The sequence below is a fragment of the Amycolatopsis sp. NPDC049253 genome (assembly GCF_040678995.1).
Taxonomy (GTDB): Bacteria; Actinomycetota; Actinomycetes; order Mycobacteriales; family Pseudonocardiaceae; genus Amycolatopsis.
On record NZ_JBFAQX010000020.1, the window covers coordinates 71,028 to 96,257 of the forward strand.

Here is a 25,230-nt window from a genome sequence, read left to right on the forward strand (position 1 = left end):
CGAGTAGTCAGCCCACCGGATCGAGCCTTCGATGCATGACGGTGACCAGTTCCACGCGCGATCTCACGCCGAGCTTGGGAAACATGCGGTACAGGTGTGATTCGATCGTGCGGTGTGACAGGTAGAGCCGCTGGGCGATCGCTCGGTTGGTCAACCCTTGAGCGACCATCTGGGCGACCTGCAATTCTTGGGGTGTCAGTTCTTCGAACCCGTCGAGCCGGCGGCGCGGGCTGCTCTCGCCCGCCGCGCGCAGCTCCTGATGGGCTTGCTCGGCCCAGGGTGTCGCGCCGAGTGCGTCGAACATGTCCCGGGCGGATCGCAGCGGAGCACGCGACGCGAGGTGCCTTCGCCGCCGGCGCAGCCACTTGCCGTAGGCGAGCTCCACGCGTGCCCGCCAGAGCGGCCAGGCCGGCCCGGTCTGCCTGAGTGCCTCGTCGAAGAGAGGCTCCGCTTCGTCGTTGTCGTCGGCAGCCAGCTGCAGGCGGGCGTAGGCCAGCTGGATGTGAAGCCACGACCCTGGTGACTGGCGCGCGCCGGGTTCCACCTGCCGCACCAGCGCGACCGCCTGCTCATGGTGGCCGCTACCCACCGCGGCCTCGGCGAAATCACCGATGACGTGGCACGCGGTGAGGTGATGGCTCGCCGCGTCACCGGGCTGGTAGATGCGAAGCAGCTGCTCGTAGGCTTCGAGACACCGTCCGCGTGCGAGTTCGACCGTGCCGCGGGCGCATTGCACCAGGCTGAGCAAGGCCGCCGCGCCGATCGGCAGCGCCACACGGCTTGCCTCCGCGGTGAGCGTCTCCACTGCTCGCTGGTCACCGCGCAGTGCCGCGGCCGTCGCTTCCGCGATCCGTCCACCGGTCTCCCACAGCGGCCGCCGAACCTCCGCGGCCAGGCGCTGCGACTCCTGTGCCGCCGGCAGGGCGACCGCGAAGTCGCCGACCTCCAGCGCGGCCCAGGCCTGTATCGACAGCACCTGCGCGAGCAGGCGCAGCCGCCCCTGGCCACGCAAGCGTTCCGCGGAAGCAGCCAGCAGCGGCAGCGCCTTGTCGAACGCACCGGCCAGACACACTGCCATGCCCCGCAGATACAGACCTGGCGCATCGTCGGGGCCGCCGCTTCTGCCGAGCTCGCGCAGCACCACCGCACCGCGTTCGATCGGCGCCGCGAAGACCTGGATGTACAGCATCCGTTGGTCGCCAGGGGATGCCCCGATGGCGTCGGCGGCGCGCACCACCTCCAGGCCATCGGCCCGGAGATCGCCCCAGTAACAGCGGGAGGCCGCGGACACGAGCAGGTTCAGGGCCAGGTCCCGGTCACCGAGCTCGGCCATCCTCATCGCCGTCCGCGTCAGCTCCGTCACCCGGCCGGCGTCGCCGACACGTCCCGACCGAAAGCCTTCCTCCAGCCACATCCACAGTGCGTGCTCGTGCGGCCCCAAGTCGAGCAGACTCGCCTCCGCCAGCAGCCGGATGACGGTTTCGCCGTGTCCTTGGTCGCTTGCTGCCGCGGCGGCCTCCAACAGCAGCCGCCCGCGCCGAGCCGGGTCCGGCGCGACGGCGGCGGCTCGCTCGAAGACGACAGCCGCCGTCGCGGCGGCACCACGGCGCAAAGCACGGCGCGCGGCTTTCTCGGCCTCCGCGCAGACGTCGGGATCGGTACCGGTCGCGGCTGCCAACCGGTGCCACACGCGGCGGTCCGGGTCCTCGGCGTACGCCTCGACCAGCGCCGCGTGGGCCGCTTGGCGCTCGGCGACCGTGGCCGCCTGATAGATCGCCGAACGCATCAGCGGGTGCAGAAATCGGACTTGCTGGTCCTCGATCACGAGCAGCCGCGCCCGGACCGCGGGCACGAGATCCGCGACCGTGCGAGGCGCGCCGTCGAGCACCTCCGCAGCCTCGAGGATCGTCGCCAGCGTGCCGTCCTCCGCGGTCGCCGCCACGCGCAGCAGGGTTCGTGCCGGGGCGGGGAGTTCTGTGACGCGGGCCGCGAACGCCGCTTCCAGTCGTTCACTCAAGGCCTGCCGTACTCCGGAAGCCGCCAGCCCGGCGTCGGCGCTCGGGCCGAGTGTCGCGGGGAGCTCCCGCAACGCCAATGGATTTCCTTCGGCGGCGGCGAGCACCCGGCTGCGGGCCGACTCCGTGAGACCTGGGCTCACCTGGTCGAGCAGCTGCCGGGACGCCTCCTGCGTGAGCGGTCCCAGTTCCATCTGGATCAGCCAGGGGCAGCGCAGCGGACTGTCGTAACCGGTGCGAAGGGCGGCCAGGAGAACGATCGGATCCGACTCGATGCGCCGTCCGAGGAACGCGAGGGCATCCGCGGTCGGACGATCGAGCCAGTGAGCGTCTTCGACGCAGATCAGCACAGGCGCGCGCGTCGCGGCGTCGCTGACAAGCCCGAGGACCCCGAGGGCGATCATGAAGGGCTCGGGCGGGGTCCGTTCACCCATCCCGAAGGCCGCGTTGACCGCGTCGCGTTGCGCCGTGGGCAGCGCGTCGACGTGCGCGAGGAGCGGCCGGAGAAGCCGGTGCAAGCCCGCGAACGCGAGGTTCGCCTCCACGGGGATTCCTGTGGTGCTCAGGACAACCATGCCCCGGCCGGTGGCTGCTTTCCGCGTGTGGTCAAGCAGTTCCGACTTCCCAATCCCGGCAATCCCGCTGAGGGCGATCGCCGTCCCGTGGGCATCGACTTCGGCCAGGAGATCGACCAGCCGGCCCAGCTCGTGGTCGCGTCCTACCATCAACGGGCTGTCCATCCCGCCATCCTGCCGCCGCCCCGCAAGGGAGCTGGCATGGTGTTGCTTTGGCGACAACACCATGCTCGCTGTCGTCCACACGGACATCGGTCCCATCGGACAACGGGTGGCATTTCTGCCGTCGTGCACGAAGCGATGGATTTCGAAGCCCTGTAACGCGGTCCGCCCGCGGAGTCACCGAAGTGACCCCGCGAGCGGCGAGAGAGCTCAGGCGCGGGACAGCACCGTCTGCAGCGCGGCCAGCAGTGCCGTCGTCGCTTCGGGTTCGGCGGCGGCGGTCGAGTGGCGCCAGGCCACGTAGCCGTCCGGGCGGACCAGCAGCGCGCCGGCCTCGTCGATCTCGCTCGTGCGGGTCCAGTCGCCGTAGGAGTCGCGGGCGCCCTCGGCGCCGACGGTCACCACGCGCAGGTCGAGGCCGAGCTCCGCGGCCGCCTTCTCCGCGGCGACGCGCCAGGAGCCGCCCGACAGGCCCGTGACGACGCTCCAGCGGCCGCGGCCCACGAGGTCCAAAGTGGACACACGGCGGCCGTGAGAGCCGACGAGCCACACGTGCGGGATCTTCGCGCCCGGCGTGGTCGTGGCCTGGTGGAACAGCTCCGGGTCGCGGCCGGACCCGGGCGCGGCGCCGTCCGGGATGACCGCGGTCGACGCGTAGCGCTGGTCCAGCTCCACGCCGTGCGCGTTGAACTCGTAATGCTTGAGCTCGATGGCCTTCTCCAGCTGACGGCGCTTGCGCGCCCCGTCCTCGGTCGGCGCCTCGCACGCGGCCAGGCCGGCGGCGATGGCGTCGGCGTCGGTGTCGCCGGTGATGCCGAGCGTCTCGAAGATCGGGCCGAACTGGTCGCGGGAGAGGTTCGCGCGGTCCACGATCTGCTTGCCCACCGGCGCGCGCTCGGCCGAGTAGGTCTCCAGCAGCTGTTCGCCCGCCTCGCCGCGCACGACCATCGCCAGCTTCCAGGCGAGGTTGTAGGAGTCCTGAATGGACGTGTTCGAGCCGAGGCCGTTGGACGGCGGGTGCCGGTGCACGGCGTCGCCCGCGCAGAACACGCGGCCGCTGGAGTACTGCGTGGCGTAGCTGTGGTTGACCGTCCACAGGGAAGTCGAGGTGATCTCGACCTCCAGCTCCGGGTCGCCGATGAGGTCGCGCACGATTCGCGTCGCCTCTTCCGCGTCGACCTCCGGAGGCGCCTGCGCGATGTCGTAGCCCCATACGAGCAGCCACTTGTTCCACGGCCGCACCATGCGGACCAGGCCCATGCCGATGCCGCCCAGGTGCGCGCCCGGCCGCATGACCCAGTAGAGCACGCTCGGGCGGTGCGCCACGTACTTGCCCAGGTCGGCGGTGAACGTGATGTTCATGCTGCCGGCCTTGCCCGTCTCGCCGGCGATCGGCAGCCCCGCCTGCTCCGCGACCCGGCTGCGCGCGCCGTCGGCGCCGATGAGGTACCGGGCCCGCAGCGTGAACTCGTCGCCGCGCACGCGGTCGAGGAACCGGGCCGTGACGCCGTCGGCGTCCTGGGTGAAGTCCAGGAACTCCGTGTCCAGCCGCAGTTTCGCGCCGCGCTCGGCGGCGTTGGTCGCGAGGATCGGCTCCAGGTAGGTCTGGGGCAGGTCGATCATGTGGCACGGGCTCGCCGCGCCGTACTCGGTCGCCGAGCGGTCGCCGGTGCCCCAGCTCGCGATGCGGCCGATCTCATTGCCGGCCAGCGACGTGCACAGCACGGTGTCGCCCATCAGCTCCGGCGGCGTGCCCTGCGCCAGGGCCTGCTCCTCGATCCCGAGGTCGCGCAGGACCTCCATCGCCCGCTGGTTGGTGATGTGGGCGCGCGGCGTGTTCGCCGTCCAGCCGTACTTGGTGGCCAGCACCGTGCGCACGCCGTAGGTGGCGAGCAGCAGCGCCGCCGTTCCTCCGGCCGGCCCGCTGCCGACCACGATGACGTCGGTGTCGTACTCGTTCATGGTGGGAGTCCTCGTCAGTGCGCGGGGGCGGGGGAGATGCGGAACGTGAAGTCGAGGCGGCGCCAGCCGTGCTCGGGCTCGCGGCCGTCGGGCGCGGGGCCGGACTGCTCGGCGAAGTCGACGATCAGCCCGTCCTTGACGCCGAACACCGTGTCGGAGTCGAGGTAGTCCCCGCCCCGGACGAACAGCTGGGTCACGAGTGTGCGGAAGCCCGGCTTGGCGATCATGAAGTGCACGTGGGGTGCGCGGTACGGGTGGCGCTCGACCGCGTCGAGCATGTGCCCGACGGGGCCATCGGCCGGGATCGGGTAGGCCGAGGGCACGATCGTCCAGAATTTCAGCCGGCCCTCGGTGTCGGTGCGGAAGCGGGCGCGCAGTACGGGGCCGTCGACGTCGGGGAGTTGGACGTCGTAGAAGCCGTCCTCATTGGACTGCCAGACGTCGACGATGGCGTCGGGCACGGGGGTGCCGTGGGTGTCGGTGACGGTGACGTCGGTCCACAGGGGAGTGCCGGGCAGGCCGTCGGCGAGGTCGGCGCCCTGGGCGGTCTCGGGCGGGCCTTGGACGTAGAAGGGGCCGAGCACGGCCGACGGGGTGGTGTCGGGGGTTCGGGAGTTGGTGAGGACGTCGACGACGCTGGAGACGCCGAGGGTGTCGGACAGCAGGATGAACTCCTGGCGTTTGTCGTCGGAGATCTGGCCGGTGCGGGTGAGGAACCCGATGGCGTACTCCCATTCCTCCTGCGTGAGGTCGGTGCGGACGACGTAGGAGTGCAGGGTGCGCACGAGTTCTTGCAGGAGTTCGCGCAGCCGCGGGTCGGGGGTGGCGGCGAAGCTGTCCACGACCTCGGTGGTGAGGCTGCGCAGGTCGGGTTTGGTGCCTTCGGCGGGTGTGGGGCGGGTGCCGGCCCAGGCCTGGTGCAGCAGGTCTTCGATGCCGTCGCGGGTGACTTCGCGTGGGTTGGGGTAGGGCTTGGCGGTGGCGATCTCGGCGGCCTGGGTGATGTCGGTTTCGGTGAAGCCGAGTTCGGCCAGGGAGTGGGGGACGGGCAGGGCGGCGATGAGGTCGTAGACGCCGGTGGCGGCGTCCGGTACGTCGAGCACCTCGGCGATGCGGCGCAGGGCGTCGGGGGCGCCGGTGGTGTTGTAGGCCATGGCGTAGGGCAGGACGACGGTGTGGGTTTCGGCGTGGGGGAGGTCGAAGCTGCCGCCGAGGGTGTGGCAGAGCTTGTGGTGCAGGGCCATGCCGACCGAGCCGAGGCAGGTGCCGGCGAGCCAGGCGGCGCGCAGGGCTGCGCTGCGGGCGTCGGCATCGGAGGGGTCGGTGGCGATGCGGGGGAGGGCGGTGGCGAGCAGGCGGATCGCTTCGAGGGCGAACTGGTCGACGATGGGGTTGGCGTCGGGGGAGTAGAGGGCCTCGACGGCGTGGGCCATGGCGTTGATGCCGCTGGTGAGCGATACCTGCACGGGCAGCTTGAGGGTGAGGTCCACGTCGTAGACGACGACCTCGGGCTGCACCTTGGGTGAGGTCTGGGTGGTTTTGCGTCCGTCGGCGGTCTCGCCCAGGATCGGGGTCATCTCCGAGCCGGCGTAGGTCGTGGGCACGATGATCTGCGGCAGATCCGTGCGCAACGCGATCGCCTTCGCCAGACCGGTCGTCGAGCCGCCGCCGATGGCGAGGACGCAGTCGACGTCGTTCTCGGTCACGACCTTGAGCGCGCGCTCGGTCACGTCCACGGGTGTGTGCATCGCGGCTTCGTCGAAGCGGGCGGCGAGCAACGAGCCGAGCGACTCGGCGACGCGGTCCGCAGGCGCGGCCAGTGGCGGGCTGCCCAGCAGCAGGACGCGGGTGGCGCCGAGGCGGCGCACCTCGTCGGGCAGCGAGGCGAGGGTGCCGCTGCCGAAGACGACCCGGGCCGGGTTCGCGGTGTAGCTGAACATCGTTGGTCCTTCCACGCGGGTGCCTCGAGTATCCGGATGTCGCCGCCCGGTTTCCTGCACGTTCCTGCCGCGCCGGCAGCACGAAACGCGCGCGTCACCCGGAGTGCGCTTATCCCTCGCGCCGCAGGGCCGCCGGAGTGGTGCCGAGCTGTGTGCGCAGCACCCGCGTGAGGTGCTCCTGGTGCGAGAAGCCGCAGCCGGCCGCGATGTCGGCGATCGGGTCGCTGGACGTGCGCAGCAGCAGCCGGGCCTGCTCGACGCGCAGCTTCAGCAGATACTGGTGCGGGGGCAGGCCGGTGCGGGCCTTGAAGCGGCGGGCGAACCGGCTCACGCTCAGCCCCGTCACGGCCGCCAGCTCGGGCAGCCCCAGCGGTTCCGCGAGCCGCTCGGCCATCAGCCCGCGCACGCGGTCGAACTGCCGGTCCGACAACGCGGCGGGCGCCGCCGGGGCCGGCTCGGCGGTGGTGCCGCCGGCGCGGTGGCGGCGGGCGAGGTGCGTGGCCACGAGGGCGCACAGCTGGTCGGCGTACGTGCGGGCGCTCGGCTCCCAGTCGCGGACCACGCCGTCGAGGGAGAGCAGGAGCTGCTCCAGCAGCGGGTCGACGGTGCCGAGCTCCTCCGAGAGCCGGATCGGGGTGGCGGTGCCCGCGGCCTCCTGCACGGCCGAGTCGGCGACGTACACGTGCAGGGTGTCGAGCTCCCCGCCCAGCTCTACCGACAGGTCCGCGTGCGAAGGCTGCAGGAACAAGCCGCCGGCCGGGACGCGCCGGCTCTGCTCGCCCGGCGTGCCGACCCGGCGGCGGACCGTCACGGGCCCGGCGAGGTGCAGGATGAGCTGGTGCGTCGGGGCGGCGGCGAACAGGCCGCGGTGGGGCCGTTCGTGCTGCTTCGACAGGTAGAGGTGCTCCCAGCCGAGACCGGCGCTGGTGCGTTCGGGCCGGATCCACGGCAGCGCGAGAATGCCGTTGGTGTCGGCGGCCGAAAGCTCACCCACCCACGTCCTCCTCGTCGCGCCGTCTCCGGACATCACGAGTGTAGGCGCCGGCGCGGCTCCACCGGACGTGTGAAGGCCCGCCGGGCAGGTCGGCGGGCCTTCAGGGGCAAACGGCAGCGGTCAGAGCGGGTTGAACTGCCCGAGTGGAGCGGTGCAGAACGGCCCGCCGACGAACTCCGCGGCCGCACCCGTCGGGGCGGGCTTGTCCGCGAGCTGCTCGGCGTAGACCTCGGCGTTGTCGAGGGACTTGTAGCCCAGCGCCTCGGCCTCGGCGAGCGAGTAGACGCGCCGGGTGTTGTCCGAGACCCCCCAGACCAGCCGGTAGCCGGGCGAGGGCGTGCTCAGGCAGGCCTCGAACAGGCGCGCGCCGTCGTCGGGGGAGAGCCACGTGGTCAGCCCGCGCGGGCCGAGCGGCAGCGGCGTCTCGAAGCACGAGCCGATGCGGATCACGATCACGTCCATGGCGAACCGCGACGCGTACAGGCTGCCCAGCGACTCGATGGCCGCCTTGCTCACGCCGTAGTAGGTGTCCGGGCGCGGGCTCGAGTCCGCGGGCAGGCCGGCCTCACCGGCGTCGGCGTTGCGGCGGAAGCCCACGGCGTGGTTGCTCGACGCGAGGATCACCCGCTTGACCCCGGCTTCGCGGGCCGCTTCCAGGACCGTGTGGGTGCCGTTGATGTTGACGTCGAGCGTGGCTTCCCACGTGTTCTCGCGGCTGTGGCCGCCGAGGTGGATCAGGGCGTCGGCACCGGCGCAGGCCGCCGCCATCGCCTCGCGGTCGGTGACCGAGCCGGTCACGATCTCGACGGCTTCGCCGGCCTCGGCCGGAGCCTGCTCGGCCAGGTCGAGCAGCCGCAGCACCCGGCCGGGCTTGCGCAGCCGCGGGCGCATCAGGGTGCCGACGATGCCTGCCGATCCGGTGATCAGCACGCGCTGGTCTGCCATGGGGTTCCTCTCGAAACGCTTCGCAACAGGGGAATGGCGGCGGTCAGCGGATGCCGGCCCGGCGCAGCTGCTGCCCGAGCTCGGCGGTCGTCTCGGCCAGGAGCTCGCCGACGCGCCGCACGTCGGCGTCGGTGACCTGGCCGACCGGCATCGAGCAGCTCATCGCGTCGGTGCCGGGGATGCGGTACGGGATCACGGCGGCGACGCAGCGGACCCCGAGCGTGCCTTCCTCGATCTCGGCGGCGTAGCCGACCTCGCGGGTGCGCGCGAGGTCGGCGTGCAGCTGCTCGCGAGTGGTGATCGTGTGCGGCGTGAGCGGCGGGAGCTTCGCCGGCATCAGCTCTTCGATCTCGTCGTGGGTCAGCTCGGCGAGCAGCGCCTTGCCCAGCGCCGTGGCGTGGGTGGGCAGCGTACGGCCGACGCGCGAGACGAGGTGCGTCGAGTGCTGCGACTCGCGGGTCTCGAGGTACACGACTTCGGTGCCGTTGCGGCGGGCGAAGTGCGCGGTGAACCCGGTCTTCTCGCGGATGCGCTCCAGCGCCTCGGTGGCGAACGGGACGATCGCGTCGCGGTCGAGGTAGGCGGTGCCGCAGATCAGCGCGCGCACGCCGAGGCGGTAGCGCGCGGTGTTGGCGTCGGCTTCGAGCCAGCCCGCCTCCAGGAGCGTGCGCAGCAGGCCGTGCAGGCTCGAGCGCGGGAAGCCGGTGCGCGCGTGCAGGTCGGACAGCGACAGCCACACGTCGTTGGCCGCGAAGGTTTCGATGAGGTCGATGGCGCGCCGCGCGGACTTCACGCCCGCGGTCTCCGCACCGGGCGTCGCGATCCGCTCCGCGGTGGCCGGCTTCTGCGCCATGTGCGTCCTCCAACCGGGCCGTTGACTTGTGACTCCGGCCATATTAGCGTCCCGAACAGCATTCTTATGGATGAACATAATCAGCATAACAGACTCCATTCAAGAATGTGAACACCGGGGTGGTCTCGAGCGCGGAGACGGCGGCGGTGGGATCGTCGAACCCGTGGCCGGGCACGCCACCCGGACGCCCCGACGAGGACGGAAAGAGCAGAAACTGATGGCACAGCCCAAGATCGAGCTGGACGGCCTGCTGGCGTTCCCGCTGACGCCGTTCACCGAGGACCTCGAGGTGAACCTCGACGGGTTCGCGGAGAACGTGGAGAGCCACGTGGCCGCCGGCGCGGGGGCGTTGTTCGTCGCGTGCGGCACGGGCGAGTTCTCCTCGCTGTCGCCCGACGAGATCGCGGCGCTGCTGGCGCGGGCGCGTGAAGTCGTGGCCGGGCGCGTGCCGGTGTGGATCGGGGCCGGTGGCGGCGCGGCCGCCGCACGCGCGGGCGTGGCCGCGGCACAGGCCGGTGGCGCCGACGGCGTGCTGCTGCTGCCGCCGTACCTGGTTTCCGGGCCGCAGGCGGGGCTGGTCGATTTCGTGCGGTTCGCCGTGGCCGACACGTCGGTGCCCGTGATCGTGTACCACCGCAGCACCGGGGTGTTCACGGCGCCGTCGGCCGCGCGGCTGCTCGACATCCCGTCGGTCGTCGGGCTCAAGGACGGGTACGGCGACGCGGAGGTGATGACGCGCATCGTCACCACGATCCGGTCGCTGGGCACGCAGCGGTCCGAGGATTTCCTGTTCTTCAACGGGTTGCCGACCGCGGAGGTCTCCGCGAAGGCGTACGCGGCGATCGGCGTGGCCCGGTATTCCTCGGCGGTGCACTGCTTTGCGCCGGAGATCGCGCACCGCTTCCACCGTGCGCTGGCCGAGGGCGACACCGAGGTGATGGACACGTTGCTGGCCGGGTTCTACCTGCCGCTGGTGGCGTTGCGCGACGAGACGCCGGGCTTCGCGGTGTCGCTGGTCAAGGCCGCCGCCCGGCTGCGCGGCGACAAGGTCGGCACGGTCCGGCCGCCGCTGGTGGAGCCGACGACCGAGCAGATCGACCGGCTCGGCGGGATCGTGGAGCGCGGGTTCGAGGTGCTCAAGGGGATCGAGAGCCGATGAAGATCCGGGATGTGGTGCTCACGCCCGTCGCGTTCGCGGACCCGCCGCTGCTGAACGTGATGGGGGTGCACGAGCCGTTCGCGTTGCGCAGTGTCGTGCAGGTGGTGTGCGACGACGGTGTCGTCGGGCTCGGCGAGTCCTACGGTGACGCGGCGTTTCTCGGCGAGGTGCGCAAGGTCGTGCCGGAGCTGGCCGGGCACGATGTGTTCGACCTGCCGGGGCTGAAGCGGATCGTCACGCGGGTGCTGGCCGGGACGGTGCTGACCGACGAGCACGGGCTGATCGGCGGCTTCTCCATCCGCAAGACGATCGCGAGCGTGTATTCGCTGTTCGAGGTCGCGTGCCTGGACGCGCAGGGGCAGGTGCTGGGCCGACCCGTGGTCGATCTGCTGGGCGGCAAGGCCCGCGACGCCGTGGACTTCTCGGCGTACCTGTTCTACAAGTACGGCGCTCACGTCGGGGCCGAGGTGGATTCCTGGGGTGAGGTGATCACGCCGGCGGCGCTCGTCGGCGAAGCGCGGCGCATGGTCGAGCAGTACGGGTTCCGCTCGATCAAGCTCAAGGGCGGGGTGTTCGCGCCTGAGGAGGAGGTCGAGGGCATCCGCGCGCTGGCGGAGGCGTTTCCCGGTCATCCGTTGCGGATCGACCCGAACGCGGCATGGACCGTCGACACGAGCGTCCGGGTCGCGGCCGAACTCGACGGTGTCCTGGAGTACCTCGAAGATCCGACCCCGGGCATCGAGGGCATGGCGCGGGTCGCGGCCGAGGCGAGCATGCCGTTGGCCACCAACATGTGCGTGGTCAACTTCGGAGACATCGAGCCCGCCTTCCGCGCCCGCGCGATCGGCGTGTTGCTGTCGGACCACCACTTCTGGGGCGGGATGCGCGACACGCAGGCGCTGTCGGTGCTGTGCGAGAGTTTCGGGGTCGGGCTGTCGATGCACTCCAACAGCCACCTCGGCATCAGCCTGGCCGCGATGGTGCACGTGGCCGCCGCGACACCGCACCTGACGTATGCGTGTGACACGCACTGGCCGTGGAAGACCACCGACGTGATCGTGCCCGGCGTGCTGGAGTTCGCCGACGGCGCGGTCGCCGTGCCGGACAAGCCGGGCCTGGGCATCGAGCTCGACCAGGACGCGCTGGCCCGCGCGCACGAGGACTACGTCCGCTGTGGACTGACGAAACGGGACGACGTGACCTACATGCGCTCCTACGTGCCCGGCTTCGAACCCAACACGGCGAGGTGGTGACGCCGTGAAGGTGACCGGATACGCCTACTCCTGGGACGTCCTGGACGACCCCGGCTTCGTGGAGCGTGCGCAGGACCTGGAGGTGGACGAGGTCGCCGTGGCGCTGACCTACCACAGCGCCCGGGCCGCCACGCCGTACTCCGCCGAGCGCACCTCGGTGATCGCGCGCACGGCGGCGAGCTACCGGCCCGTGCGCGAAGAAGCCTGGCAGGGCAGGGAACTGCGTCCGTCCACTCCGGACTGGGTCACGCAGCCCGACAGTGGCGGCGACGCCGTGCGCCTGCTCAACGCGGCGGGGATCCCCGCCGCCGCCTGGATCGTGCTCACGCACAATTCGCAGCTGGGCACGGCTTTCCCGCAGCACACCGTGCAGAACTGCTTCGGCGAGTCCTACCCGTGGGCCCTGTGCCCGGCCCGGCCCGCCGTGCGGGAGTACGCGGCGACGCTGGCCGCGGAGGCCGTCGCGGGCCTGGAACTCTCGTCGGTGATCCTCGAGGCCTGCGGCCCGCTCGGCGCGGTGCACCAGCACCAGCACGAGAAGACCGACGGGGTGTGGGCGCCCGCCACGGCGCGCCTGCTGTCGATCTGCTGCTGCGAGGCGTGCGCCGAAGGCTGGACCGGTCTCGACGCCGCCGAGGTGCGCCGGACGCTGCGCACGGAGGTCCGCCGGCTGCTCGGCGCGGCCGACCTCACCGCGACCGAGGACCGGCTGCCGGCCGCGCTCAAGGACACCGTGCTCGCCGGGCGCCGGCGTGCCACCGACGCGTTGCGCGCCGCCGTGCTCGCCGAGCTGGCCCCGGGCACGCGGATCGTGCTGCACGGCGCGCTCGACCCGTGGGTCACCGGCGCGCTGCCCGGCCTCACACCGGCCGCGGCCGGCGACGCCGCGGTGGTCGTGCTGCAGAACTGGGCGCCGGGCCAGGGCAGCGTCGACGCCGTGGCCGCGGCCCGGCGGGCGCTGCCCGAGGATGTGGCGGTGGGCAGCTACATCACCGCCGTCGCCGCGAGCCCGGTGCCCGACATCGAGGCGTACGTGACCGAGCTCGGCAAGGCCGGCGCGGCCGAGCTGCACCTCTACCATCTGGGCTTGGCGGGTCCCGGCCGGTGGCCGGACCTGCACGCGGCCACGGCGGCCGCACGCAGCCTGCCCTGAACCGTGCCTGAACCTGAGCGATCCACCGAGGAGACACGTTCCACCATGAGCCGAGAAACCTCCGCACCGGAGCTCGAGCGCACCCTCGCCGCCGCGGCCGCGGCCGCCCGCCCGTTCGCGGCGAGCACTCCCGCCGAGCGCGCCGGCTGGCTCGAAGCCGCCGCCGACGCTCTCGACGCCGAAGCCGAGGCGCTGATCGCCCTCGCCCACACCGAGACCCACCTGCCCGCGGCGCCGCGCCTGAAGGGCGAGCTCGCCCGCACCACGTTCCAGCTGCGCCTGTTCGGCCAGGTCCTGCGTGACGGCGCGTTCCTGGGAGCCACCGTCGACCACGCCGACGCCGAGTGGCCCATGGGGCCGCGTCCCGACATCCGCCGCGTGCTCGTGCCGATCGGCCCGACGCTGGTGTTCGCGGCCAGCAACTTCCCGTTCGCCTTCAGCGTCGCGGGTGGCGACACCGCGTCCGCGCTGGCCGCGGGCTGCCCGGTGATCCTCAAGGCGCACCCGGGCCACGAGGAGCTGTCCACGCGCACGGGTGAGATCGTGGTCGGGGCGCTCGCCGCCGCCGGCGCGCCCGCGGGCGCGTTCGCCGTGATCCACGGGTTCGAGCAGGGCGTGACCGCGCTCAAGGACCCGCGCGTCCAGGCCGCGTCGTTCACCGGCTCCGTGCCGGGCGGGCGCGCGCTGTTCGACATCGCCGTCTCGCGGCCCACGCCGATCCCGTTCTACGGCGAGCTCGGCAGCGTGAACCCGGTCGTCGTGACCCCGGGCGCGGTCGCCCGGCGCGGTGAGGCCGTGGCGAAGGCGTACGCGGGATCGTTCAGCCTCGGTGCCGGCCAGTTCTGCACGAAGCCGGGCCTGCTGTTCCTGCCCGAGGGCCACGGTCTCGACGACGCGCTGCGCGAGGCCGTCGGCGCCGTCGCGGGCCAGCCGATGCTCAACGAGCGCATCGCGCAGGGCTTCGCGCACAAACTGTCCGAGCTGCGCCAGGCCCCGGGCGTGACCACGGTCGTGGACGGCACGCACCAGGGCGAGTCGTTCACCCCGAGCCTGCTCTCCACCACGGCCAAGGAGTTCCTGGCCGGCGGGGAAGCGGTGCGCGAGGAGCATTTCGGTCCCGCGTCGCTCATCGTCACCTACAGCGACGCCGACGAGCTCATCGGCGTGCTCGACACGCTGGAGCCGGGCCTGACCGCGACGGTGCAGGGCGAGGAGGACGAGGCCGACTACGTCCGCCCGCTGCTGCCTTCGCTGACCCGCCTCGCCGGGCGGCTGCTGTGGAACGACTGGCCCACCGGCGTCACGGTGAGCTGGGCGCAGCAGCACGGCGGCCCCTACCCGGCCACCACCGCGCCCACCACCACGTCGGTCGGCACCGCCGCCATCGAGCGGTTCCTGCGCCCGGTCGCGTGGCAGGGCTTCCCCGACGCGCTGCTGCCCGAGCCGCTGCAGGAGCAGAACCCGTGGCAGCTGCCGCGGCGCACGGACGGAGCGCGCTGACCGTTTCTCCGCCGAGTAACCACAACTGAATTCTCCTGGTGCCGATCCGGCCAAAAGCAGGCCGACCCCACGCGGCACGTAATCGTTGCTACGAAGCCATTCGACCGTGACTGTGGTCGGATCGGCAACGATCGGCACTGTCAGGTCCCCGAAAATCCCGCAAGCCAAGGACGTCTTGATCCTGGGAGGCATTGTCATGCCCGTAAACCGGAGAACTGCCCTGCGCGGCGGCGCCGTCGCGGCCGCCTCGGTGGCCCTGACCGCCGCCGCGCACCCGGCGTTCGCGGCGGGTGCCGCGCCCGCCGCGCCGGCGGGTGCCGCGCCCGCCGATCCGCTCAAAGCGATCGTGGCCGGCTACCGCGAGCTGCAAACCGGGATCAACCGGCCCTCGCCCGAGCGCACGGCCGCGTTGAAGAACCTCGGCCGCGTCGCGAAGGCCTACAACGACACGATGACCGTCACCGGTGGTCCATTGTGGACCGATCTGCCGCTCGGGCCGGGCAGCGACTACACCACGTCGATGTACGCGCGGCTTCGGGCCATCGCCGTCGACTGGGGCACGCCGGGCGGCACCCTCTCGGGTGACCCGCAGGTGCTCGACCGCATCAAGAAGGCGCTCGAGCTGATCTACGCGAGCCAGTACAACCCGCAGGTCGGCGAGATCGGCAACTGGTACACCTACGAGATCGGTGTGCCGTACTACGTGCTGCACACGCTCGTCACGGTCGCCGGCGAGCTGACGGCCGACGAGCTCGCGCGCTACGTCAGCCCGATCAAGCGGTTCGTGGGCAACCCCAACGTGCGGGCCAACAGCCCGGGCACCGTCGAGACCGGCGCCAACCGTGCCGACAAGGCCTTGATCTCCATCGTCTCCGGCGCGCTCATCGGCGACACCGCGTGGATCAGGACGGGCATCGACGCGCTCACCGACGTCGCCGGCGGCGGCGCGGCGAGCCTCGTGGCCAAACTCGACAAGTCGGGCAGCGACGGCTTCCACGTCGACGGCTCGTTCATCCAGCACGACACCATCCCGTACCCCGGGCACTACGGCATCGTGCTGCTGACCGCGCTCTCCGGCGCGATCCACGTGACCGAGGGCACCGAGTACACCCTCCCCGAGGACCTCAAGCAGAAGATCTACGCGCTGGTGCCCGACACCTTCGCGCCGTTCGTCTACGCGGGCGCGCTGATGGAGCCGGTGCGCGGGCGGATGCTCTCGCGCCAGGGCGAGACCGGCCACGACATCGGCCACCAGCTCACCGTCGCCACACTCGTGCTGGCGCGCGCGGCCACCGGTGCGGCCAAGGCCGAGCTGTCGGGTCTCGCTGCGAAGTGGATCTCCGAAGGCACGTACGCGCCGTTCCTGGAGATCCCCGACCCGGAGCGGTTCGCGCCGGGCCCGGACCTCGTGGCGACGCCGGGCATCGAGTTCGCGCAGGAGATGCTCGCGACCCACGTGCGGCCGACGCCGATCACGGCCACGCACCGGATCTTCGGCCAGCAGGACCGGATGCTGCACGTGACCGAGGGCTGGTCGAGCTCGCTCGCCGTGGGGTCCACGCGGATCTCGCGCTACGAGTCGATCAACGGCATGAACCAGCACGGCTGGTACGTCGGCGACGGCGTGCTCTACCTGTTCCTGCCGAACGCCAAAGGCCACTACTCCGACGCCTACTGGCCGACCGTCGACCCGCTGCTGCTGCCGGGCGCCACGACGAAGGCCGGGCCGACGGGCGCGCTGCAGTCCACGCCGATGTCGACCAGGGCCCACGTCGGCGGCGTGCGCTGGGACGCGCGCCACGGCGGGTACGCGATGGACTTCGTGTCGCTCGACGGCACGTTGACCGCGAAGAAGTCGTGGTTCTTCACGCCGGCGGGCGTCGTCTGCCTCGGCGCGGGGATCACCGATACGTCGGGCCGGCAGGTGCGGACCACGATCGAGAACCGCAACCTGGGGGAGAACGGCCGGGGCACGTTGCTGGCCGACGCGCGGCTCGTCTCGTCCGCGCCGGGGCGCTCGACGACGCTGCGCAACCCGCACTGGCTGCACCTCGATGACGTCGCCGGCTACGTGCTGCTCGACAAGGCCGACGTGACCGCGTTGCGCGAGGACCGCACCGGCGCGTGGCGCGACATCGACACGGGCGCGAACACCAAGGGCACGACCGATCCGTACACGCGGCGTTACCAGAAGCTCGTGATCGAGCACGGAGTGAAGCCGTCGGACGCGAAGTACGCGTATGCGGTGTTGCCCGCGGCTTCGGTCGTGAACACCGTCGCTTCGGTGCTCGCGTGGCGAGTGCGGGCGAACACAGCCGCCGTTCAGGCGATTCGGCTGTGGGACAACACACTCCTCGCGAACTTCTACAAGGCGGATACTGTGGATGAGGTGACTGTCTCAGGTCCGGCTTCGGTGGCACTGGGGCGCAGCGGCGCGGGCTGGCAGCTCGCCGTCTCGGATCCGACCCAGTCGCAGGACAGCGTCCGGGTGACGGTGCGGCGCCAGACCGTGGAGGTGCCGCTGAAGGGCACCTTCGGCGCGACACAGGTGGTCAACCTGCCGCGCTGACCCTTGGTTTCCCTGCCGGGCCGGTGATTCCCCGCCCGGCCCGGCAGGGCCCCACTTCCGAACCTCGTTCTGCCCGGGCCGGGCCGAAGAAGGCATTCCGACGGTATGATCTCGGGAACACGCTCGAGCCGGGGAGAGTGATCACGATCGCCACGCACGTCGACGTCCTCGTGGTAGGTGCGGGGTTGTCCGGGATCGGGGCGGCGTGCCGCCTCCAGCTGCGGACTCCCGGCAAGACGTACGCGATCCTGGAGGCCCGCGACTCGATCGGCGGGACCTGGGACCTCTTCCGCTACCCGGGCATCCGGTCCGACTCGGACATGTTCACGCTCGGTTACCCGTTCCGGCCGTGGAAGGACCCGAAGGCCATCGCCGACGGCCCCTCGATCCTCAGCTACATCCGCGCCACGGCCGAGGCCTACGGCGTCGAGCGCCACATCCGCTTCGGGCACCGCGTGGTGTCCGCTTCCTGGTCCTCGGCCGACGCCCACTGGACGGTGGAGGCCGAGCACGACGGTTCGACGGTCACGTTCACCTGCTCGTTCCTGTACCTGTGCAGCGGCTACTACAGCTACGACAGCGGCCACGTCGTCGACTTCCCGGGCCGCGAGGACTTCGCCGGCGAGATCGTGCACCCGCAGCACTGGCCCGCGGACCTGGACTACGCGGGCAAGAACGTCGTCGTGATCGGCAGCGGCGCCACGGCCGTGACGCTGGTCCCGGCGATGGCGCCCGAAGCGGCTTCGGTGACCATGCTGCAGCGCTCGCCGAGCTACGTCGTCGCGCGCCCCGGAGCCGACGCGCTGGCCGACCGTCTGCGGGCCGTACTGCCGGAGAACCTGGCGCACCGGCTGGTGCGCGGCAAGAACGTCGTGATGGGCACGCTGTTCTTCCAGCTCATGCGCCGCCTGCCCGAGCGCGCCGCCGCGGTGCTGCGCGACGGCGTGGCCAAGCAGCTGCCGCCGTCCATCTCCGTCGACCCGCACTTCGTGCCCGACTACAACCCGTGGGACCAGCGCCTGTGCCTGGTGCCCGACGCCGACCTGTTCCGCGCGCTGCGCAGCGGCAAGGCCGACGTGGTCACCGACCACATCACGCGCTTCACCCCGGACGGCATCCGGCTGGAGTCGGGCCGCGAGCTGCCCGCCGACGTCATCGTCACCGCGACCGGCCTGCGGATGGTCGCGTTCGGCCAGGTCGCGTTGACCGTCGACGGGCGTGCCATCGACCCGGGCGAGCAGCTCGTCTACAAGGGCATGATGTTCGGCGGCATCCCCAACCTCGCGTGGTGCGTGGGCTACACCAACAACTCGTGGACGCTGCGCGCCGACCTGGCTTCCCAGTACGTCTGCCGGCTGATCTCGCACATGGACCGCCACGGCTACGTCGCCTGCGCCCCCGACCCCGGCCGCGCCCCGACCACGGGCCTGCGCCCGGTCGTCGACCTGATGTCGGGCTACATCAAACGCGCCACCGCGGCCCTGCCGAAACAAGGCGGCCGCCGCCCGTGGGTGATGCGCCAGAACTACCTGCTGGACCTGGCCGACATGCGGCTCAACCGGCTCGACGACGGGGTCATGGCCTTTCGCCGGGCGGACGAGCGCATCCCGACGCCGGTCTGAGCGCACGGCCGAGCGCACGCTGAGCGCATAAAAGAAGGGCGCCACCCACCTGAGGTGGATGGCGCCCGACGCCGTGCTGCTCAGCCCTGGCGAGCCTTGTTCCGCGGGTTGTCACGGTTGATCACCAGGATCTTGCCGTGCCTGCGGATGACCTGCGCCCCCTGCTGGCGAGCCAGCGACCTGACCGACGCGCGAACCTTCATGGTTACCCGTCCTCTCTTCGAAGTCTCGTTCTGTCTGCTTCAACCAGATGACCGGTCGGTTTAATCCCCGCTCGCGGTGGCGGCGCTCACCCAGCGGCCGAGGTCCTCGCGGCGCAGGGCCGCGGCCATCAGCTCCGGGAACAGGTCCGGGGTGCACGCGAAGGCCGGCACCCCGAGCTCGGCCAGCGCGGCGGCGTTCTCGTGGTCGTAGAACGGCGCGCCGGAGTCCGACAGGGCCAGCAGGGTCACGACCTGCACGCCCGAGCCGACCAGCTCGCCGACGCGGCGCAGGAGCTCCTCGCGCACGCCGCCCTCGTAGAGGTCGCTGATGAGCACCAGCAGCGTCTGCTCGGGGCGTTCGACGAGGCCCTGGCAGTAGGTGATGGCGCGGTTGATGTCGGTGCCGCCGCCGAGCTGGGTGCCGAAGAGGAGCTCGACGGGGTCGTCGAGGTGCTCGGTGAGGTCGACCACGGCCGTGTCGAACGCGACGAACTTCGTGCTCAGCGCCCGCATGGACGCGAGCACGGCACCGAACAGGCCCGAGTACACCACCGACTCGGCCATCGACCCGGACTGGTCCACGGCCAGGATCACCTCGCGCTGCACGCTGTGCTGCCGCCGGCCGAAGCCGACCAGCCGCTCGGGCACGATGGTCTTCAGCTCGGGGGAGTAGTGCTTCAGGTTCGTGCGCACGGTGCGGGCCCAGTCGATGTCCGCCGCGCGCGGGCGCTGCGTGCGGGCGGCCCGGTCGAGCGCGCCCCGGATCGCCGCGCGGGTGGGTTCGGCCAGCCGCTGTTCGAGCTCGGCCACGACGGTGCGCACGACCGAGCGCGCCGTCTCCTTCGTCTCCTCGGGCAGCACGCCGTTGAGCGACAGCAGCGTGCCGACGAGGTGCACGTCGGGCTCGACCGCGCTCAGCAGCTCCGGTTCCATCAGCATGCGGGTGAGGCCGAGCCGGTCGACGGCGTCGCGCTGCATCACCTGGACGACCGAACCCGGGAAGTACCGCCGGATGTCGCCGAGCCAGCGGGCCACGCGCGGCGCCGAGGAGTTCAAGGTCGCGCCGCGGCGGTCGCCCGAGCGGACGGGCTCGTCGCGCCGGTCGTAGAGCGCCGCGAGGACAGCGTCGAGGCCGCTGTCCTCTTCGGACAGCGAGCGGCCGGTGCCGTCTTCGCCGCCGCCGAGCACGAGGCGCCAGCGGCGCAGGCGATCGAGGTCCGGGGTGGTCATGACGCTGCTCCGAGAAGGGTCGCGAGCACGGGCAGGGCACTGCGGGCGCGGACCTCGTCCAGCTCGTCGGCGGCGAGGCGAGCCGCGGGGGCACCGCCGGAGAGGGTGGCGGCGCGTTGGCCGATGGCGCGTTTCTCCGGTCCCGCGAACGCGCCGAAAGTGCGCCGCAGCAAGGGAAGCACCTCCGTGAACACGGCGGACGGGATGGTGCCCAGCCAGGTGTCGACCACCCGCAGCATGCGCTCGTCGTGGACCAGCAGGAGCGCGCCGCCGGCGAAGAAGCCCTCGACGTAGGCCGCGCCCGCGGCCGGCTCGACACCGGGGGTGAGCGCGCGGCCGAGCCGCAGCTCCACCTCCGCGCTGTCGAACAGGTCGGCGTCGTGCAGCAAGCGCACGATGCGGCCGGCCAGCAGCGGCGGCAGGGAGTCGCGGCCGGCGAGCTTGCGCAGCGCCGTGAGCCAGCGTTCGCGCGCCGCGTCGCCGAGGAGGGTCGTGGCTTCGTGGACGTTGTCGATCAGGTCGCAGAACTTCCGGGCCGCGTCGTCGTCGATGCCGTGGACCGCCGGCGGCAGCCCGGCGCACACGCGGGTGAGCAGGCGGTCCGCGACCTCCCGCAGCTGCGCGGTGTCGGTTCGGCGCACGTCGCCGTAGCGGGTGGACCGGGCCAGCGGGGGCAGCGAGGTCATCAGGTCGGCGACGTCGGTGTCGGCCGCCGCGCGGACGTCCAGCGCGGTCAGCACCTCCGGCAGCGCGTCGCCGAGGCCGCCGAGCAGGCAGCCCTCGACGGCCGTGGTGATGTCGGCGAGTGGCGGCTTGCCGGCCATGGCCTCGCGCACCCGGGCGGACGCCGCCGACGCGACCGTGGTGCCGTGCACGGCGGCCGCGACCAGGTCGACCTCGAAGCCCGGCTCCCAGCACAGCGTCCACGTCTCTCGGAACGTGCCCTTGCTGCGGGTCGCCGAGATTTCCGGGGTGCCCCAAGGGATGTCGAGCAGGCGCAGCCGGTGCAGCAGCCGCGAGCGGTCGAGGCCGCCGGGCGTGCGCAGGTCGAGATCGAGCTCGCGCGCGGCCGGCTCGCGCTTGAGCCGCAGCCGGCGCGCGGTCGCGATCAGGTCGGCCGCCAGCGGAGCCTGCGGCACGGATTCGGGGACTTCGCCGAGCCGTTCGCCGACCACGAGCTTGCGCGTGACGAGGTCGGCCTGCACGTCGTCGCCCGAGCACAGCACCGAGCGCGTCGCGGCGTCGACCTCCGCCAGGCCCGCCGAGGAGCGGCCGCGCAGCGCCGCCAGCGTCTCGGCCAGCCGCACGGCCTCGATCACGTGCGCGGTCGAGACCGGCAGGTCCTCCTCGCGCAGCACCCCGGCGACGGCGGTGAGCCAGCGCGCGGTGACGTCGTCGGCCGTGGTGAACAGGTGGTGGTACCAGCCGGGCGAGCGCACGCCCGCGCCGTAACCGCTCGCCGTCGCGAGCCGGCCGTGCGTCCACGGCACCCACGTGCACACGACCTTGCGTTTCGGCAGTCCTTTGAGGACGGTCTGGTCGTGGCTCGCCGGCGGCAGGGGATCGGCCAGCGCCGGGACGTGCCACGCGCCGCACACCACGGCGATGCGCTCGAAGCCTTCCTTGCGCGTCTTGCGCAGCACGCCGCGCATGTACGCTTCGCGGCGCTGTTCGTGGAGGTCCGCCGGGCGTTCGTCCTCGCGCAGCGCGGTCATCGCGTCCGCGATCACCTCGAACGGCGACTCCCCGCCGCGCCGCGACTCCACGACGTCGTCCCACCACCGCTCGGGGTCGTCGTACCCGCCCGCGGCCGCCAGCTCGGCGAGCGGGTCGGTGCGCGGCACGCGGTCCTCGTCGCCGAGCGCGAACTGGTGCGTGGCCGGCAGGTCGCAGAACCGCACCGGCACCCCGGCTTCCGCGGCGTAGCGCAGGGCCTGCCACTCGGGGCTGAACACCGCGAACGGCCAGAACGCCGCGCGCGACACGTCCTCGGCCGCGTACGCGAGCAACGCGACCGGCGGCCGCATGTCCTCGTCGGCCGCCAGGTCCACGAGCCGGTCGGCTTCGGGCGGGCCCTCGATGAGCACCACGTCGGGCTCCAGCTCGGCGAGCCTTGCGGCGACCGCCCGAGCCGAACCCGGCCCGTGGTGCCGGATCCCGAGCAGGTGCGTGGTCATCCGCTGATCTCCTGCCCCGCGCGGTAGAAGTCCGCCCAGCCGTCGCGTTCGCGGACCACGGTCTCGAGGTACTCGATCCAGATCGCGCGGTCGGCGACCGGGTCCTTCACCACGGCGCCGTGGATGCCGGCCGCGACGTCCTGCGCCCGCAGTACGCCGTCCCCGAAGTGCGCGGCGAGCGCGAGCCCGCCGGTGAGCACGCTGATCGCCTCGGCCGTCGACAGGGTGCCCGACGGGGTCTTGACCGCCGTGCGCCCGTCCTCGGTGCGGCCGGCGCGCAGTTCGCGGAACACCGTGACGACCCGGCGGATCTCGGCCAGTTCGGCGGCTTCGGCCGGCAGGGCGAGCGAGGCGCCCAGCTGCGCGACCCGGCGGCTGACGATCTCCACCTCGGCCTCGGCGGTGTCCGGCAGCGGCAGCACCACCGTGTTGAACCGGCGGCGCAACGCGCTCGACAGCTCGTTCACACCCTTGTCGCGGTTGTTCGCGGTGGCCACGAGCGTGAAGCCGGGGCGCGCCTGAACCTCCGTGCCGAGTTCGGGCACGGGCAGGGTCTTCTCCGACAGGACGGTGATCAGCGAGTCCTGCACGTCGGCCGGGATGCGGGTGAGCTCCTCGAGGCGGGCCACCTTGCCGTCGCGCATGGCGCGCAGGATCGGGCTCTCCACGAGCGCTTGCTCGCTCGGGCCTTCGGCGATCAGGCGCGCGTAGTTCCAGCCGTAGCGGATCTGCTCTTCGGCCGTGCCCGCCGTGCCCTGCACCAGCAGCGTGGAGTCGCCGCTGATGGCGGCGGCGAGGTGCTCCGACACCCAGGTCTTCGCGGTGCCCGGCACACCGAGCAGCAGCAGCGCGCGGTCGGTGGCGAGCGTGGCGACGGCGACCTCGATCAGGCGGCGCGGACCGACGTACTTCGGGCTGATCTCGGTGCCGTCGGGCAGCGTGCCGCCCAGCAGGTACGTGACCACGGCCCAGGGCGAGAGCAGCCACGACGGCGGCTTGGCGCGGTCGTCGGCCGCGGCCAGCGCGGCCAGTTCACCGGCGTACTCCTGCTCGGCGTGGGGCCGGAGGACTGCGGACGTCATGAGAGCTCCTCGTGCATTTCGCGGCGGAAAGTCAGGGTTTCGGCCACGGCGCGCCGCCACGGGGCGGCTTCGCCGGGCTGGGGGATCAGGGCCAGGCGGTGGCGCAGGCAAGCCGGCGGCACGGCCTTGGCGATGAGCGCGGCGGCGTGGGCCACGAGCCGGTGGTCCTGCTGCGCGCCGACCCAGTCGAGCAGCACCCGGCCGAGCTCCTCGGACCACGGTTGCGGCAGGTCGAGGATCAGCCGGGTGAGCGCCTCGACCTTCAGGCCGCGCGCCAGCTTCGCGACGGTGGCGGCCTGCTTCTCCGGCGCGAGCACACCGACGAGCGCCGCCGTGGCCCGGCCGCCGGGTTCGGCTTCCACGAGCGCCTGCGCCCACGCCTCGTCGCGCTGCCGGATCGCCGCCGTGGCCCAGCTTTCGCGCACCACGGCGAGCGGGCAGCCTTCCACGAGCATGCCCACGAGGTCACCCGGCGTGCCGAACTCCGCCCAGAACGCCAGGGGAGTGGCGGCGATGACCGCCCGCAGCCGCGCGGTGTCCTGCCCCGGTCCGTGGGGCACGCGGACGCCGTCGCGCACCAGCGAGTCGTCCGGCCCCGGCAGCGCGACCTGCAGGACGTCGGCCCGCAGCGCCCGGCTGCGCACGGTGACGCACTCCCGCAGCCGCGCCGCCATCCGTTTGCCGAGCCCCGTGTCGGGCAGCCCGCCGAGCAGCCGCACGGCCGTGTCGCGCACCGCCGCCGCCCGATCGGCCAGCGCGGCGTCGAGGAACGGCTCGTCGTCCCGCGTGAGGTGCCGGCCCAGCATCCCCAGGAACGCGGCGCGCAGGTCGGCCGGCTCGGTGCGCCACGTGGCCGTGAGCGCCGCGCGCGCCGCCGCCGGATCCTTCGCGAGCGCCCGGTCGAACCACGCCTGGCGCCGCGCCGGTGTGCCGAACTGCCAGGCGTCGTCGCCGTCGTCCTCGACCTCGGCGACCAGGAACGCCCAGTCGCTGTTGCGTTCGCCCAGCCACGCCCCGACCGGCCCCGCCACCTCCGCGAGCGGCGCCCGCAACGACACCCGCGCCCGCGCCGCGTCCGCCAGCGCCGGCAGCAGCTCCGGGCTCACCCGGAACCCCCGCCCGGCCGCCGTGTGCAGCCACTCCTCGAGCAGCTCGGGCCGGTTCGCGTGCAGCAACCGCGCCAGCCGCTCCCGCGCGAGCGGCGGGACGAACGGCCGCCCGTCGGGCTTCGCCGGCTCTTCGCGGCGCGCGTTCGCGACAGGCAGCCGGCCCGCCCGGCGGTAGTTGGTGAGCAACGCCGCGGTGGCGAGCACGGCGTCCGCCCGGTCCTCGGCCTCGCCCACGACCTCGCGCACGTCGGCCGGCAACCCGCTCAGGTCCAGACCCCGGCGGCGCGTGCCCAGCAGCGCCGTGCCGACGAGGTCCTCCCATGCCTTCATCGGCCCACCACCGCCCCGGCCGTCAGACCACGACGCGACGGCAGGCATACGCCCCGACTTGCGGGGGTGGTTGGCGCGGTGGGGACGCTGGTCGCCGGTGTGGAGCACGGGTGCGGGAGGTGCGTTTCCGGGCGGGGGGTCGGCTCGGTTGACCGGAGCGGGCGCGTCGGGAGCTGCGGTCCGGCCGTGCTCGCTGCACTGCGCTGAGCTTTGGTCGAGCAGGTGGTTGTGTGGTGCGTTGCCGGCTTGCACCGATTCGTCGGTCGCGCCGGGACTTGTTGTCTGGCCGTGGTCGTCGGATGGGGCTGGGCCTGGGGCGAGCACGTGGTTGTGTGGTGCGTTGCCGGCCTGGGTTGTTTGGTCGGGTTCGTTGGCACGCCTTGTCCGGCCGTGCCTG

General features: G+C 72.4%; 17 protein-coding genes. 6 read left to right on the forward strand and 11 right to left on the reverse strand.

Annotated elements, in window-relative coordinates:
• Positions 1 to 7: 7 nt before the first annotated feature.
• The 6 genes from AB0K15_RS33730 to AB0K15_RS33755 form a co-directional block, all read right to left on the reverse strand.
• Positions 8 to 2,755: an AAA family ATPase gene (locus AB0K15_RS33730; RefSeq protein WP_364059730.1), complete on the reverse strand. Its 2,748-nt coding sequence runs from the start codon at positions 2,753 to 2,755 to the stop codon at positions 8 to 10.
• Between the two features lie 207 nt (positions 2,756 to 2,962).
• Complete coding sequence (locus tag AB0K15_RS33735) at positions 2,963 to 4,714, reverse strand: FAD-dependent monooxygenase (RefSeq protein ID WP_364059733.1); 1,752 nt, start codon at positions 4,712 to 4,714, stop codon at positions 2,963 to 2,965.
• A 14-nt stretch (positions 4,715 to 4,728) separates the two neighbouring features.
• Positions 4,729 to 6,654 carry a maleylacetate reductase and hydroxyquinol 1,2-dioxygenase domain-containing protein gene (locus tag AB0K15_RS33740; protein ID WP_364059736.1) on the reverse strand — a complete coding sequence of 642 codons (1,926 nt, stop codon included), beginning with the start codon at positions 6,652 to 6,654 and terminating at the stop codon, positions 4,729 to 4,731.
• Between the two features lie 109 nt (positions 6,655 to 6,763).
• Positions 6,764 to 7,648 (reverse strand): AraC family transcriptional regulator, encoded by an 885-nt coding sequence (locus AB0K15_RS33745; RefSeq protein WP_364059738.1) that lies wholly within the window; start codon positions 7,646 to 7,648, stop codon positions 6,764 to 6,766.
• A 120-nt stretch (positions 7,649 to 7,768) separates the two neighbouring features.
• Entirely contained in the window at positions 7,769 to 8,593 is an 825-nt protein-coding gene (locus tag AB0K15_RS33750; protein WP_364059741.1) for an NAD(P)-dependent oxidoreductase, read from the reverse strand.
• A 43-nt stretch (positions 8,594 to 8,636) separates the two neighbouring features.
• A complete protein-coding gene (locus AB0K15_RS33755; protein ID WP_364059744.1) occupies positions 8,637 to 9,446 on the reverse strand; it encodes an IclR family transcriptional regulator in 810 nt (269 codons plus the stop codon).
• Positions 9,447 to 9,663: 217 nt separating this feature from the next.
• Between AB0K15_RS33755 and AB0K15_RS33760 the strand changes: the two genes are divergently transcribed.
• The 6 genes from AB0K15_RS33760 (at position 9,664) to AB0K15_RS33785 (ending at position 18,702) form a co-directional block, all read left to right on the forward strand.
• Positions 9,664 to 10,605, forward strand: coding sequence for a 5-dehydro-4-deoxyglucarate dehydratase (locus AB0K15_RS33760; RefSeq protein WP_364059747.1), 942 nt, complete (start codon positions 9,664 to 9,666; stop codon positions 10,603 to 10,605).
• The gene (locus AB0K15_RS33765; protein WP_364059750.1) at positions 10,602 to 11,858 is read left to right on the forward strand and encodes a glucarate dehydratase family protein; all 1,257 of its coding nucleotides are present in this window, start codon (positions 10,602 to 10,604) and stop codon (positions 11,856 to 11,858) included. The genes AB0K15_RS33760 and AB0K15_RS33765 overlap by 4 nt, the downstream gene beginning before the upstream one ends.
• Positions 11,859 to 11,862: 4 nt before the next feature.
• A complete protein-coding gene (locus tag AB0K15_RS33770) occupies positions 11,863 to 13,011 on the forward strand; it encodes a hypothetical protein (RefSeq protein WP_364059753.1) in 1,149 nt (382 codons plus the stop codon).
• 3 nt (positions 13,012 to 13,014) lie between these two features.
• Complete coding sequence (locus AB0K15_RS33775; protein WP_364059756.1) at positions 13,015 to 14,511, forward strand: aldehyde dehydrogenase (NADP(+)); 1,497 nt, start codon at positions 13,015 to 13,017, stop codon at positions 14,509 to 14,511.
• A 196-nt stretch (positions 14,512 to 14,707) separates the two neighbouring features.
• The gene (locus AB0K15_RS33780; protein WP_364059759.1) at positions 14,708 to 17,080 is read left to right on the forward strand and encodes a polysaccharide lyase 8 family protein; all 2,373 of its coding nucleotides are present in this window, start codon (positions 14,708 to 14,710) and stop codon (positions 17,078 to 17,080) included.
• Positions 17,081 to 17,226: 146 nt separating this feature from the next.
• Complete coding sequence (locus AB0K15_RS33785; protein WP_364059925.1) at positions 17,227 to 18,702, forward strand: NAD(P)/FAD-dependent oxidoreductase; 1,476 nt, start codon at positions 17,227 to 17,229, stop codon at positions 18,700 to 18,702.
• A gap of 80 nt (positions 18,703 to 18,782) precedes the next feature.
• On the opposite strand, the gene rpmJ is transcribed toward AB0K15_RS33785, so the two are convergent.
• Genes rpmJ through AB0K15_RS33810 form a run of 5 tightly spaced genes read right to left on the reverse strand, consistent with a single transcriptional unit; the run spans position 18,783 to position 24,833 of the window.
• Positions 18,783 to 18,905 (reverse strand): 50S ribosomal protein L36, encoded by a 123-nt coding sequence (gene rpmJ / locus AB0K15_RS33790; protein WP_220241881.1) that lies wholly within the window; start codon positions 18,903 to 18,905, stop codon positions 18,783 to 18,785.
• Between the two features lie 60 nt (positions 18,906 to 18,965).
• Positions 18,966 to 20,135, reverse strand: coding sequence for a VWA domain-containing protein (locus tag AB0K15_RS33795; RefSeq protein ID WP_364059762.1), 1,170 nt, complete (start codon positions 20,133 to 20,135; stop codon positions 18,966 to 18,968).
• A complete protein-coding gene (locus tag AB0K15_RS33800; RefSeq protein ID WP_364059765.1) occupies positions 20,132 to 22,312 on the reverse strand; it encodes a DUF5682 family protein in 2,181 nt (726 codons plus the stop codon). The genes AB0K15_RS33795 and AB0K15_RS33800 overlap by 4 nt, the downstream gene beginning before the upstream one ends.
• A complete protein-coding gene (locus AB0K15_RS33805) occupies positions 22,309 to 23,394 on the reverse strand; it encodes an AAA family ATPase (protein WP_360598374.1) in 1,086 nt (361 codons plus the stop codon). The genes AB0K15_RS33800 and AB0K15_RS33805 overlap by 4 nt, the downstream gene beginning before the upstream one ends.
• Complete coding sequence (locus AB0K15_RS33810) at positions 23,391 to 24,833, reverse strand: DUF5691 domain-containing protein (RefSeq protein ID WP_364059768.1); 1,443 nt, start codon at positions 24,831 to 24,833, stop codon at positions 23,391 to 23,393. The genes AB0K15_RS33805 and AB0K15_RS33810 overlap by 4 nt, the downstream gene beginning before the upstream one ends.
• Positions 24,834 to 25,230 lie beyond the last annotated feature (397 nt).

What these genes read in the sequence shown, in the direction of transcription:
- AB0K15_RS33730 (WP_364059730.1), bottom strand. Translation starts at nt 2,755, where the DNA reads ATGGACAGCCCGTTGATGGTAGGACGCGACCACGAGCTGGGCCGGCTG.
- AB0K15_RS33735 (WP_364059733.1), bottom strand. Translation starts at nt 4,714, where the DNA reads ATGAACGAGTACGACACCGACGTCATCGTGGTCGGCAGCGGGCCGGCC.
- AB0K15_RS33740 (WP_364059736.1), bottom strand. Translation starts at nt 6,654, where the DNA reads ATGTTCAGCTACACCGCGAACCCGGCCCGGGTCGTCTTCGGCAGCGGC.
- AB0K15_RS33750 (WP_364059741.1), bottom strand. Translation starts at nt 8,593, where the DNA reads ATGGCAGACCAGCGCGTGCTGATCACCGGATCGGCAGGCATCGTCGGC.
- AB0K15_RS33755 (WP_364059744.1), bottom strand. Translation starts at nt 9,446, where the DNA reads ATGGCGCAGAAGCCGGCCACCGCGGAGCGGATCGCGACGCCCGGTGCG.
- AB0K15_RS33760 (WP_364059747.1), top strand. Translation starts at nt 9,664, where the DNA reads ATGGCACAGCCCAAGATCGAGCTGGACGGCCTGCTGGCGTTCCCGCTG.
- AB0K15_RS33765 (WP_364059750.1), top strand. Translation starts at nt 10,602, where the DNA reads ATGAAGATCCGGGATGTGGTGCTCACGCCCGTCGCGTTCGCGGACCCG.
- AB0K15_RS33780 (WP_364059759.1), top strand. Translation starts at nt 14,708, where the DNA reads ATGCCCGTAAACCGGAGAACTGCCCTGCGCGGCGGCGCCGTCGCGGCC.
- rpmJ (WP_220241881.1), bottom strand. Translation starts at nt 18,905, where the DNA reads ATGAAGGTTCGCGCGTCGGTCAGGTCGCTGGCTCGCCAGCAGGGGGCG.
- AB0K15_RS33795 (WP_364059762.1), bottom strand. Translation starts at nt 20,135, where the DNA reads ATGACCACCCCGGACCTCGATCGCCTGCGCCGCTGGCGCCTCGTGCTC.
- AB0K15_RS33800 (WP_364059765.1), bottom strand. Translation starts at nt 22,312, where the DNA reads ATGACCACGCACCTGCTCGGGATCCGGCACCACGGGCCGGGTTCGGCT.
- AB0K15_RS33805 (WP_360598374.1), bottom strand. Translation starts at nt 23,394, where the DNA reads ATGACGTCCGCAGTCCTCCGGCCCCACGCCGAGCAGGAGTACGCCGGT.
- AB0K15_RS33810 (WP_364059768.1), bottom strand. Translation starts at nt 24,833, where the DNA reads ATGAAGGCATGGGAGGACCTCGTCGGCACGGCGCTGCTGGGCACGCGC.